General features: G+C 32.7%; 10 protein-coding genes and 1 pseudogene. 1 reads left to right on the top strand and 10 read right to left on the bottom strand.

Going from position 1 to position 12,792, the window contains the following annotated elements; all coding sequences use genetic code 11:
• Positions 1–156: 156 nt before the first annotated feature.
• The 5 genes from lrgB to scdA form a co-directional block, all read right to left on the bottom strand.
• Complete coding sequence (gene lrgB / locus JV528_RS00135; protein ID WP_000607067.1) at positions 157–858, bottom strand: antiholin-like protein LrgB; 702 nt, start codon at positions 856–858, stop codon at positions 157–159.
• The gene (gene lrgA / locus JV528_RS00130) at positions 851–1,294 is read right to left on the bottom strand and encodes an antiholin-like murein hydrolase modulator LrgA (protein WP_001792906.1); all 444 of its coding nucleotides are present in this window, start codon (positions 1,292–1,294) and stop codon (positions 851–853) included. Before lrgA ends, lrgB begins: the two co-directional genes overlap by 8 nt.
• Before the next feature lie 112 nt (positions 1,295–1,406).
• Complete coding sequence (locus tag JV528_RS00125) at positions 1,407–2,147, bottom strand: response regulator transcription factor LytR (protein WP_000645454.1); 741 nt, start codon at positions 2,145–2,147, stop codon at positions 1,407–1,409.
• Between the two features lie 2 nt (positions 2,148–2,149).
• Complete coding sequence (locus JV528_RS00120) at positions 2,150–3,904, bottom strand: sensor histidine kinase (RefSeq protein WP_000950281.1); 1,755 nt, start codon at positions 3,902–3,904, stop codon at positions 2,150–2,152.
• A gap of 245 nt (positions 3,905–4,149) precedes the next feature.
• The gene (gene scdA, locus JV528_RS00115) at positions 4,150–4,824 is read right to left on the bottom strand and encodes an iron-sulfur cluster repair di-iron protein ScdA (protein WP_000608829.1); all 675 of its coding nucleotides are present in this window, start codon (positions 4,822–4,824) and stop codon (positions 4,150–4,152) included.
• Positions 4,825–5,258: 434 nt separating this feature from the next.
• Between scdA and JV528_RS00110 the strand changes: the two are divergent.
• A pseudogene (locus tag JV528_RS00110) lies at positions 5,259–5,687 on the top strand (transposase); the annotation flags it as partial.
• A 160-nt stretch (positions 5,688–5,847) separates the two neighbouring features.
• On the opposite strand, the gene tarS reads toward JV528_RS00110, so the two are convergent.
• The 5 genes from tarS to tarF all read right to left on the bottom strand — a co-directional run bounded on the left by tarS (position 5,848) and on the right by tarF (position 12,491).
• Positions 5,848–7,569, bottom strand: a complete 1,722-nt coding sequence (gene tarS, locus JV528_RS00105) for a poly(ribitol-phosphate) beta-N-acetylglucosaminyltransferase (protein WP_065316518.1) — start codon at positions 7,567–7,569, stop codon at positions 5,848–5,850.
• A 32-nt stretch (positions 7,570–7,601) separates the two neighbouring features.
• The gene (gene tarL / locus JV528_RS00100) at positions 7,602–9,290 is read right to left on the bottom strand and encodes a teichoic acid ribitol-phosphate polymerase TarL (protein ID WP_000240920.1); all 1,689 of its coding nucleotides are present in this window, start codon (positions 9,288–9,290) and stop codon (positions 7,602–7,604) included.
• A gap of 21 nt (positions 9,291–9,311) precedes the next feature.
• On the bottom strand, positions 9,312–10,337 hold the full coding sequence (locus tag JV528_RS00095; protein ID WP_000610203.1) for a ribitol-5-phosphate dehydrogenase: 1,026 nt from the start codon (positions 10,335–10,337) through the stop codon (positions 9,312–9,314).
• The gene (locus JV528_RS00090; RefSeq protein ID WP_000872486.1) at positions 10,330–11,046 is read right to left on the bottom strand and encodes a D-ribitol-5-phosphate cytidylyltransferase; all 717 of its coding nucleotides are present in this window, start codon (positions 11,044–11,046) and stop codon (positions 10,330–10,332) included. Before JV528_RS00090 ends, JV528_RS00095 begins: the two co-directional genes overlap by 8 nt.
• A 275-nt stretch (positions 11,047–11,321) precedes the next feature.
• On the bottom strand, positions 11,322–12,491 hold the full coding sequence (gene tarF, locus JV528_RS00085; RefSeq protein WP_000598254.1) for a teichoic acid glycerol-phosphate transferase TarF: 1,170 nt from the start codon (positions 12,489–12,491) through the stop codon (positions 11,322–11,324).
• Positions 12,492–12,792: the final 301 nt, after the last annotated feature.

Raw genomic sequence — 12,792 nt, 5'->3', positions numbered from 1 at the left:
CAATACATAAAACGAACGCCTAAATACCATAAAACCTAGTAAAAAGTAATACATACATAAAAACGTCTATATTCCAGTTATAAACCGGAGTATAGACGTTTTTTTACGATAATAACAATGGCTCAAATTGCTATTATCTTGCTTAGGTTTTTCGTTTTAGAAGAATATTGCTACAAAGACAGGCACAACTGCTACAACAACTACACCAACTAACACTAAAGCTATACTTGCCATTGATTCTTCTACAGGTCCTAATTCTTTGGCTGGTGCTACACCTAATGTGTGACCACTTGTTCCAAGTGCTAATCCTCGGGCAATAGGGTTAGTAATTCGGAAAAGCTTCAAGAATTTATTACCTAGGGCATAAATAATGACACCATTTAAAATAACTGCTAATGATGTTAATTCTTTTATACCACCGATACCAGCTGATACTGGTAACGCAATCGCTGTAGTTGCTGCTTGAGGTAACATTGATAAAATAACATCATTGGCAAATTGTGCTAACTTCGCAAAAGTTAAAATAATTAATAACGCTACAACTGTACCGATACCAATACCTCCGATGATACGATGCCAATGTTTAACAAGCACTTCACGCTTTTTATATAACGGAATCGCAAAACAGATTGTTGCTGGTTCTAAGAAGAAGTAAATAATGTCTCCACCTATTTTGTAAGTCTTATACGGAATGCCTGTTAAATAGAGGAAGGCCACACCAAATACCATACTGACAAATAGCGGTGCGAATAAGAAGAAACGATTTGTTTTTTCAAATAATATGGTCGCTAAGAAAAATGGTATAACGGATAACAGTATTCCGAAGTATGGTGTGTTTAGTGCTAAGTGGTTAATCATGAGCTTGTGCCTCCTCTATTTTGATCTTTTTTGTGACTTTGTCACCTTTAGATCTCGAAGTAACTTTCATAATAATTTGTGTGACATAGCCAGTACAAATAAGTAATAGTATTGTTGAGACGATTATTAGTCCAATGATTAAAAATGGTGCTTGGCTAATGACACCTAAAGAGTTAACAACTGAGATACCGGCTGGTACGAAGAGTAAGCCAATGTTATTTGTTAGTGTCGTTCCTACTTTTTCGACTTCGCCTAACTTAACAGCACCAGTACATAATAATACAAATAATAATACTAAACCGATTACTGATGCAGGCATAGGAATTGGCATAAATGATTCAATTATTTTCGATACAAAGAGTACTAAAGCAATTACAATGACTTGGTGAAAAAAGTGTGCTGGTTTTGATGCGTCTTTTTGTTGTTTCACGACCATTGCCTCCTACGTTTGATTTAACTAAAGTATAGATGGCTCACTTCGATTTGCGTGAATTTTAGTCCGAAATACAAAATATCATAGGTAAAATGCATAAAAAAAAGGATTACTGTTAAAGTAATCCTATCGACGCTTTAAAATCTTTCATAAATGAACGTCCAACTTGCATCTTGACACCATTTGTCAATATTACCATATAAGTGTAGTTAAACCATTGTTGCACTTCTTTAATGTGTTTAGTGTTAATAATATATGAACGATGAATACGTATAAAATAAGTGGGATTCAATCGTTTTTCATAACGATTCAATGGCTCTGTTGTTTCGTATTTATGATTCGTTGTATGTATGGTTGTAATACCATTATGTGTGCCAATCCCAATAATATTTTGTTGCTTTAACATGTGAATTTTATCGTCAATTTCAACAGGTAAACTTTGATCAAAATTCGCCGACATATCATTCGCAATTGCATTTGCGCTATTATCATCTTTGGCTTTAGTCGCACGAACTTTATTGACTGCTTGTTCAATACGTTTTTGACCAAACGGTTTCAAAATATAGTCTGTCGCATTTAATTCAAATGCCTGTACTGCGTATTGGTCATGTGCAGTTGCAAAAATAATCGCAGGTGGCTCTTTCATCTTTTGAATTTTAGCTCCTAATTCGATCCCATTTTCATCCATTAAATTGACATCTAAAAATATAATGTCATATTGATTTATCAGTAGTGCTTCCAATGTTTCTTTTACATTTTCTGCCTCATTAATTTCTTCAAAACCACCAATTTCATTTAATAAATATGTTAATTCATTACGTGCTAATGGCTCATCATCTATGATTAATGCTTTCATATTTATTCCTCCTCTTGTCTTTCATAAGGAAGTACACACCAAAAAGTGGTACCGCTCGATGTCGATTCAAATTGTAATGCTGCGGATTTTCCAAATAATCCTTTTAGGCGTAAGTTTAAATTTTCTAAAGCACTACCAGTTCCAGATTCTGATTCTACAGATGTTTCTCCCAACAAATGCATTTTATCTTTAGAAATACCCTGACCATTATCTTGTACAATAATACGTACATGTGTTGCAGTTTCTTTAATCACTGACACGTCAATATCGTTACCTTGCTTTCGATTCGTAAACGCATGTTTGATGGCATTTTCAACTAAAATTTGAATTAAAAATGGTGGTACAAGCACATCGCGATATTTGTCTTCAACATTAATATTGATATTAAATCTTCCTGGGTAACGTGCTTGTTCGAGTGATAAGTATGCACGCACTTGACTTAACTCTTTATCTAAAGTAATCGTATGTTGCTTTGAGCCTTGTAAATTCGCTCTGAAAAAATAACTCAATTCTAATAGTAACTCTCGTGCCTTTTCGCTATTTATTCTAACTAAAGCTGAAATCGTGTTAATTGAATTGAAGAAAAAATGTGGACTCACTTGTGCCTGTAATGACTTAATCTCAGCATCTTTCAATAACTTACTTTGCGTTTCGGCTTCACCAAGTTCAATTTGGCTACTAAAAATATTTGCCAATCCTTCTGCAAGTTGACGTTCCACAAAAGTTAAATCATTAGGGTTTGTAAAATACATCTTCAATGTACCGACGATAGAACCATGCATCTCAAGTGGTATCACGATAGCTGCTCTAAGCGGGCAATTCGGATGACTACAACCAATCTCTTCTTTAGTATGAACTTCTTTCAACTTCCCTGATTTCAATACATCTTTAGACAGACTTGTTAATATTTCATTTGTTGGTATGTGATGATCACTACCTGCACCTACATGCGATAAGATTTCATTTTTGCTTGTAATTGCTACGGCAGATACTTTCATTAAATTTTTAATAATCATCGCAATTTGCTGTGCCGATTCTCTATTCAATCCTTCTTTAAAATACGGCAATGTCTGGTTCATCAATTGCAGTACATCATGTGTTTGAACAGCCTTCATTTGCTCCTCTTGCTTTAATGTTGAAATGATAATAGACATAAAAATCGCCGTACCAACGCTATTAACAATAATCATTGGTAATGCAATTAATGATATGAGGTCAACCGCATATGCTTTGTCGTGGGAAAATGTTAAAATGCTCAACATTTGAATCATTTCCATAACAATTCCAATCATGGCACTTTTCGCAATACTCGGGTAACGCTTGCGTCTTTGAGCTTGTAAGCCAAAATAACCAGCAATTATACCGATAAATATAGATGAGATAAGATAAACTTGTGCATCCGCCCCACCCATATACACTCTGAAAATACCTGAAATAACGCCAACAAATAGACCTACAAAAGGGCCACCAACTAATCCTGCGACACCTATCGTTAATACACGTGTGTTAGCTAAAGATACATCATCATCTAAACGGAAGTACACACTTCCTGACAAACTATGTTGATGATCGATGACGATACCAGTTAAATTAGACATTAAGGCAAACAAACTGAAAATAATACATAATTGCCAACGTGCTTTCCATGTACGTCGACGATTCATTAAGTTTTTAAAATATGGAATATTCATCAACACATAGGCCAAAATAATAATTAAACCTACACGCTCAAGTAATAACATTGTTAGCGATAGCACGATAGCACCTCAGTGAATTATAATTATGTTTATTTTATCATAATAGTGCATGTAAAATTCATGAATAAATTATTAAAAAAACACGATACTATTTAATTACCTATACCATTAAAATTTCATATCAATTCTTATGCTAAGTTAACAATTTTCCTTTTCAAAATAATGAATATCATGTCACTAAATTTCTGTTAAGTATAGCGAAAAACTGCTGACATTACTTTGCCAACAGTTTCTAATCGCGTTATTTATGATACTTTTTTAAATAAAACATGATTCTCTAAATGAACATGCTCATGTGTTAACACTTCAAGTGCTTTTAATCTCTGATAAACGAGTCGCCAAGTACCACATGCCTCTATCGGTGGTTCATAGCTTGATGCTAAATCGCTCATTTTCACTAACAATTGTCCCGTTGCAATGTGATCAGATACTAAATCATCAATCACTGTATTAATATCGTCTACTACTTCACCTTGTTCATATTTAATTAGTTTTGGAAAATCAACATCATCTTCTTTTTGCATATGCTCTAACATGCCATTTTTAAATGTATCATATGTTTCTTTTAACTCGACTAAATATGGATGATTAGGTCCATGTACTTTCGATAATTTCGTCACATAAGGTGTTAAATTTTTAAATTCTTCTCTAAGAGGTTCATGATATGCTGCTTGAATATATTGAATAAGTGACGAAACATTTAAAAATTTAGGGTTAAGCGAACCTGGTGTATTCGTTTGTTCAACGTCGTTGAGACGCTGTAATAATTCGTTCAAATCTACATTTTTCTTTTCTAAGGATGCTGCTTCTATACTTACTTGTCCACCACAGCAAAAGTCTATACCTACGCTTCTAAAAATATCTGCTGCTTTCGGATAATCTGTTACTACATCTGCTACTATATCATTTTTATTTATCATTATAGACGACCTCCTCATTTCCAGTGTATACAATTTAATGTATTTGAAAATGAAAATCAGGGAAATGTCATAATCATTTCATAAATAGCAAAATAAAACGAGGCTGGGATATAAATCCCTAAAAAACAGCAGTAAGATAATTTTCAATTAGAAAATATCTTACTGCTGTTCTCTATTTATACAATACTTCGTATTGAATGGCTTCGCTTTGCCCGTCTGGCACATTACTGTAAAATTCTATAAATAGAATTTTTGATGACGGGTCCCTTCCTAGGGTGCCGTCTCAGCCACCCCAACCGGCACATTGTTGTAAGCTGACTATATGTCAGCTTCTGTGTTGGGGCCCCTGTCTTCGACTGGCACTGCTCCCTCAGGAGTCTCGCCATTAATACTACGTATTAACATGTAATTTTACTTTGAAATACTAAAAAAAAATAAGACACTTTGCCCAACTTACACTACCAATAGAAACTTCTGTTAGAATTCCTCAAAATGATATTTCGCGATATGTTAATGAAATTGTTGAAACGATACCTGATAGTGAATTTGATGAATTCAGACATCATCGTGGCGCAACATCCTATCATCCAAAAATGATGTTAAAAATTATCTTATATGCATATACTCAATCTGTATTTTCTGGTCGTAGAATAGAAAAATTACTTCATGACAGTATTCGAATGATGTGGTTAGCTCAAAATCAAACACCTTCTTATAAAACTATTAATCGTTTTAGAGTGAATCCTAACACTGATGCGTTAATTGAATCTTTATTTATTCAGTTCCATAGCCAATGTTTAAAGCAAAATCTTATTGATGATAATTCAATTTTTATTGATGGTACAAAAGTAGAAGCTAGTGCCATAGGTTTTGTATTAATGGCACTTAATATAAGGAAAATAGCAGCTCAACGAGCTGTACATTATAAAATGCATATCAAAAAAGCTGATTTCTATCAAATAATTAATAGAAATCAGCTTTTTTACATTGCCTAAGAACTTAATGCCCCAGCCTCTTTATTATTTATTTTAGCGAGTAAGTCATATGTGCAGTGTTTAACTTAACAATATTTTTGAAGTCTCGCTTCTTAATATCTTTACTAAGTAAGATTTCCACTTCGTTTTCTGACGTTTGGCTTAACATTCCCATAATGATGTCGTCTTTTAGCACGACACTAGCCATACCTTCTTCAAATACATAACCACGATCCAGACCAGTTAAAATGATTTTGTTTTTACCTTTTAACTTCATTGAGATTGAATCCGTTAATGTAATAGCTGTAAAGTATAACGAAATGTTATTAAAGTCTTTTGTGAAATACGGTGTTAATCTATAAAAATCATTATTTAAATGAATTAATGCACTTGTTTCTGCAGTATAAGCATATTTATTACGTTGATTACCAACACGCACTTCAAATACTTCCGTACCTATTTGGACTTCTAAGAAAACATCCCAAATTTTTTCTTTAGGTAAATACGCTTTAATATCTTCTAACATAATGTTAAAACGATATTGTTTATTCGCATTGACACTTAAAGGTACATACATTGTATGCTTCTTGTTTCGTGAATGTAATTTAAGTCTGACATCATAATGTCCTTCACCAATCATAAATTCATTTAGCGTTAGCTCTGTAACAATTTTATGATTATCAAATTTAAATGCTGTCATTTTCACTTTTGGCTTAGCGATATCAATGCCTTCAAAGTATGGTTCGCCTTCATTGAATTGAATGTTTAATTTACCATCTACAATATCAAAACGGTAGTATTGACCTTGACGGTAACTTTCTTCTACAGTTCTATAGTTGTCTATATCTTTCGCTCTCGCGTAGTGCAACAATGGTCGTAATTTACTCATCACCAATGCATCTACACGTTCTGGAACTGCTTGTATAAAGTTTCCTAGAGCATTAATCCATTGTGGTTGCTCTTCTAGTTTAACTTTAAGTGAGAAGCCATTTGTACGAGAAAAACTAAAATGACGATTTAAAAATTCTGCTAAGATTTGATCTTTATGGGCTTCTTCTAAATCTGCATTTAATATTTCTACAGCAATCAATCTCATGACTTCGTAAAAGTCTTCAGGTGAAACATACGCACTACTCATATGTTCACCTTCACGCTTTGTAGCATAATAATACGCTTTATCACTTAACACACTGATTCGATTTGCATTCAAATATGCTTTCATTGTAAATAATTGATCTTCTGCACTCTTTAATTCTTCTGGAAAATATATGTCATTATCTTTTAGTAATGCTGTTCTATAGATTTTAGTCGGGCTTAAAGTATAGATAATTCTTGAATTTAACAAAGTAACTTCAGGTGCTGTTTCTTTAAACATAGATTGTGGTACACCACGACCATTAACACCTTTCATTTTAATCAATAAAACATCTGAGTGATGTTCATCAATAAATGCTGCTGCATCCTTTAAAGTCTCTTTGTTTATATAGTCATCGGAGTCCACAAATAATACAAATTCACCTTCTGCTTGTTTTAACGCCACATTTCTAGGTTTACCTGGACCACCAGAATTTGTTTCGAGTTGACTTACTTTCAAGTTCAATTTATTACGATACTTTTCAACTATTTGTAACGTTTGATCTGTTGAACAGTCATCAACTACAACCACTTCAAATTCAGTTTTCGGAAAATCTTGTTTCGCAAGGCTATTAAGTAATTCTGTTATATACTTTTCTGAATTGTATGTTGGAACTATTACTGAAAATTTCATCATTATACCTCTCCCACTTTGACTACTATATAAACTTAGCTACCAAATAAATTTCTGACTAAACGCTCACTTGATCGACCATCTTGATATTTAAAATGTTTATCTAAGAATGGAATGACTTTTTCTCCTTCATAATCTTCATTGTCCAAGGCGTCCATTAATGCGTCAAATGATTGCACAATTTTACCTGGAACAAATGATTCATATGGCTCATAAAAATCACGCGTCGTAATATAATCTTCTAAATCAAATGCATAGAAAATCATTGGCTTTTTAAATACTGCATATTCATATATTAAAGATGAATAGTCACTAATTAATAAATCTGTTATGAACAGTATATCATTAACTTCTCTAAAGTCAGAAACGTCAACAAAATATTGTTTATGTTTGTCTGCAATATTAAGTCTATTTTTCACAAATGGATGCATTTTAAATAATACAACCGCGTTATTTTTTTCGCAATATCTTGCTAAACGTTCGAAATCAATTTTGAAAAATGGGTAATGTGCTGTACCATGACCACTACCTCTAAATGTTGGTGCGAAAAGAATGACTTTCTTACCTTTAATAATTGGTAATTCATCTTCCATCTCTTGTTTGATCTGTGTCGCATAAGCTTCATCAAATAGTACATCAGTACGTGGAACACCTGTAGGCACTACATTTTTCTCTTTAATACCAAATGCTTCAGCGTAGAATGGAATATCGGTTTCAGATGATACATAAGCTTTTGTATAGCTACGATGATTTAATGAATCAATAAATGGTCCACCCTTTTTACCAGTACGACTAAAGCCAACTGTTTTAAAGGCACCAACGGCATGCCATACTTGAATAACTTCTTGAGAACGTCTAAAACGCACTGTATAAATCAATGGGTGAAAGTCATCAACAAAGATGTAGTCTGCCTTCCCAAGTAAATATGGCAATCTAAACTTGTCGATGATGCCACGTCTATCTGTAATATTCGCTTTAAAAACAGTGTGAATATCATACTTTTTATCTAAATTTTGACGTAACATTTCGTTATAGATGTATTCAAAGTTTCCAGACATCGTTGGTCTAGAGTCTGATGTGAACAACACCGTATTCCCTTTTTTCAAGTGGAAAAATTTCGTCGTATTAAATATCGCTTTAAAAATAAATTGTCTTGTATTAAATGATTGTTTGCGGAAATACTTACGTAATTCTTTATATTTACGAACGATATAAATACTTTTAACTTCCGGAGTCGTTACAACAACATCAAGGACAAATTCATTAACATCGCTAGAAATTTCAGGTGTAACAGTATAAACCGTTTTCTTTGAAATGCCGCCTTTTCTAAATTCTTTTAGGTAAGTCTGCAATAAGAAATTGATTTTACCATTTTGTGTTTCTAATTCGTTGTATTCTTCTTCTTGTTCTGGCTTTAGATTTTGATATGCATCATTAATCACATCTGGGTTTAACTGTGCAATATAATCAAGTTCTTGCTCATTCACTAATAAGTACTTATCTTCAGGTAAGTAATAACCATTATCTAAGATAGCTACATTGAAACGACAAACGAATTGATTCCCATCTATTTTGACATCATTCGCCTTCATTGTACGTGTCTCAGTTAAATTTCTTAATACAAAATTACTATCTTCTAAATCTAGGTTTTCACTATGTCCTTCAACGAATAACTGAACACGTTCCCAATAGATTTTATCTATATATATCTTACTTTTAACCAACGTTAATTCATCCTTTTCTATTTACATAATCCATTTTAATACTGTTTTACCCCAAGATGTAGACAGGTCTGCTTCAAAAGCTTCTGTAAGATCATTAATTGTTGCAATTTCAAATTCTTGACCTTTTAACAACGCTAATTTATCTACAATATCTGGGTATTGAATGTATAAGTCTACAACATCTTGGAAATCTTTTGAACCACTTCGACTACTACCAATCAACGTTAGTCCTTTTTCCAATACTAGACGTGTATTAACTTCTACTGGGAACTCACTTACACCTAACAGTGCAATGCTTCCTTCTGGTGAAATATAATCAATCATTTGATTTATTGCTGATTGGCTACCACGCCCACCAACGCACTCAAATGCATGATCAAATGTTAAGCCTTCAGGTATTTTATTAATAAAGAAGACATCATCAACAAATGAGAAGTGACTCAATTTATAATCTGTTTTACCAAAGACATATATTTTAGACTCTGGATATAATTTACGTAATAAAATGGCTGTAATGTAACCTAAGTTACCATCACCCCAAATACCAAATGTATTTTTATTTGAAATAGATTTCTTTTCAAAACGACGAATAGCATGCAAACTTACTGTTACAAGCTCTGTATATGAAATAATACTTAAATCAATATCATCAGGTAGTGGTACAGCTCTATCATGATTTAGCAACACAAAATCTTGCATAAACCCATCATGTCCACTTGATCTGAAGTAGCTCGATTTTAAATAGTTTTCAGCAATGACATCGTCTTTTTCTGTCGGCGTATTCGGTACCATAACTACTTTTGTACCTTTATTAAACACACCTTTACTGTCAAATACGACCTCACCAACACCTTCATGAATTAAAGACATTGGCAATTTCTGAGATAAGACATTCTCATCACGGCTACCAGTATAATATCTTTGATCGGCAGCACAAATTGACATATATAAAGGACGTACAATGACATAGTCACTGTAAATATCTACGTTGTTATACGTAACTTCAAATTGTCTAGGTGCAACTAATTGATATACTTGATTAATCATCGGCAATACCACCTCGAATAATAGCATTCGCTACTTTTAAATCGTAAGGTGTTGTTACTTTAATGTTATATAACTCACCTTTTACAAGTCGAACCGGTTTGTTTGTTTCTACAATAATCTTACAAGCATCAGATAAAATACTCTTTTGCTCATCACTCAACTGTGCATAGCTTTCTTTTAATAAATTAATATTAAACGATTGAGGTGTTTGACCTTGGTACATTTCATTACGCACTGGAATTGCATCAATCGTTTGATTATCTTTAGATGTAACAATCGTATCTATAGCATCAATCACTGTATCTACTGCACCGTACTCTAAAGCAGCTTGAATATTTTCTTTAATAATACGGTGCGTTAAAAATGGTCTAACTGCATCATGTGTCACAATGACATCGTCATCGTTAATACCATTTGTTGATTCAATATGTTTAACGATATTCATAATTGTATCGTTACGATCGCTACCACCTTGAATGACTTCAATTCTTTCATCAGAAATTTTGAATTTTCTAAGTGTATCTTTCGTATGCGTCATCCATTGTTGTGGCGTCGCGATAATAATTTTTTCAAAATCATTAATTAAAATAAATTTTTCTAATGTATGGATTAAAATCGGTTTGTTGTCTAAATCTAAAAATTGTTTAGGTAAAGGTACGTTACCCATTCTTGAGCCTATACCTCCAGCTAGAATACCAGCGTATTTCATAAAATACTTCCTCCATTCAACTATATCTATATTTAATTATTTAAATTTCGTTGCATTTTTCAATTGAAAACTCATTTTAAAATCAAAACTCTAAATGTCTGTGTATTACTTAAAATTATACATATTTTGCTTATATTTTAGCATATTTTGTTTAAACCTATATTACATTATATCAGACGTTTTCATACACAAATAATAACATACAAGCAAACATTTCGTTTATTATTTATATCACTTAACTAATTAATTTATAATTTTTTATTGTTTTTAAGTTATCACTTAAAAATCGTTTGGCAAATTCGTTGTGACGCGTGTCCATCTTCTAATGAACAGAATTTCTGATAAAATACCGTTCGTGCTTCAATATACTCATTTGCAGTCTCATCGATTTGTTTTAATGCATCAATGAGTGCTGTTTGATTTTCAACAATTGGACCTGGCAACTCTTTTTTATAATCCATGTAAAAACCTCTAAGCTCATCGCCGTATTTATCTAAGTCATACGCATAGAAAATTTGCGGACGCTTTAATACACCGAAGTCGAACATGACAGATGAGTAGTCGGTAACTAACGCATCGCTGATTAAGTATAAATCCGAAATGTCTTCATAATCTGAAACGTCTTTCACAAAATCATCATGTTCATCAATACGTGTCACAACTAAATAATGCATGCGTAATAAAATGACATAATCATCATCCAGCGCTTGACGCAAAGCTTCTATATCAAAGTTAACATTAAATTGATATGAACCTTCTCGAATCGCTTCATCGTCACGCCAAGTTGGCGCATACATAATCACTTTTTTATCTAATGGAATATTTAATCTTGTCTTAATACCGTTAATATATTCAGTATCATTGCGTTTATGTGATAATTTATCATTTCTTGGATAACCTGTTTCCAAAATCTTATCTCGACTAACATGAAATGCATGTTGAAATATCGATGTCGAATATGGATTAGGTGACACTAGATAATCCCAACGTTGGCTTTCTTTTTTAAAGCCATCTTGGTAATTTTGAGTATTTGTTCCTAGCATTTTAACGTTACTAATATCCAAACCAATCTTTTTCAATGGCGTGCCATGCCATGTTTGTATGTACGTCGTTCGCGGTGATTTATATAACCAATCTGGTGTACGTGTGTTAATCATCCACGCTTTCGCTCTTGGCATCGCTAAAAACCATTTCATTGAAAACTTTGTAACATATGGTACATTGTGCTGTTGGAATATGTGTTCATATCCTTTTTTCACACCCCATATTAATTGGGCATCGCTATGTTCAGTTAAGTATTCATATAATGCTTTGGGGTTGTCGCTGTATTGTTTACCATGAAAACTTTCAAAATAAATTAGATTCTTGTTTGGCAATTTTGATAGTAATTTAAAAGTCGTATATATACTGTGTTCTATCAATTTTTTAATTGTAGTTTTAATCATGTCGTACCTCCGACGTGTTTTTGTAATTATATTAATACGTATGAGCAAGCTCATTGTAACCATACCTATTATAGCATTTCATCATAAAATACATTTAACCATTACACTTGTCGTTAATTATCATACGAAATACATGATTAATGTACCACTTTAACATAACAAAAAATCGTTATCCATTCATAACGTATGTGTTTACACATTTATGAATTAGATAACGATTGGATTGATTATTTTATTTTACAAAATGACAATTCAATTGGAAGGTGATTGCTTTTGATTGAATCGCCTTATGCATGAAAAA

Source organism: Staphylococcus sp. GDB20D11A, assembly GCF_016893255.1.
Lineage (GTDB): Bacteria > Bacillota > Bacilli > Staphylococcales > Staphylococcaceae > Staphylococcus > Staphylococcus aureus.
Note: the sequence above shows the minus strand (reverse complement) of the source record. Positions and strands in the feature narration are given on the sequence as shown.

Excerpts from the sequence above, each read along its gene's own strand:
- JV528_RS00125 (WP_000645454.1), bottom strand. The coding sequence starts at position 2,147 with ATGAAAGCATTAATCATAGATGATGAGCCATTAGCACGTAATGAATTA.
- scdA (WP_000608829.1), bottom strand. The coding sequence starts at position 4,824 with ATGATAAATAAAAATGATATAGTAGCAGATGTAGTAACAGATTATCCG.
- tarF (WP_000598254.1), bottom strand. The coding sequence starts at position 12,491 with ATGATTAAAACTACAATTAAAAAATTGATAGAACACAGTATATATACG.
- tarS (WP_065316518.1), bottom strand. The coding sequence starts at position 7,569 with ATGATGAAATTTTCAGTAATAGTTCCAACATACAATTCAGAAAAGTAT.
- JV528_RS00090 (WP_000872486.1), bottom strand. The coding sequence starts at position 11,046 with ATGAAATACGCTGGTATTCTAGCTGGAGGTATAGGCTCAAGAATGGGT.
- lrgA (WP_001792906.1), bottom strand. The coding sequence starts at position 1,294 with ATGGTCGTGAAACAACAAAAAGACGCATCAAAACCAGCACACTTTTTT.
- lrgB (WP_000607067.1), bottom strand. The coding sequence starts at position 858 with ATGATTAACCACTTAGCACTAAACACACCATACTTCGGAATACTGTTA.
- JV528_RS00095 (WP_000610203.1), bottom strand. The coding sequence starts at position 10,337 with ATGATTAATCAAGTATATCAATTAGTTGCACCTAGACAATTTGAAGTT.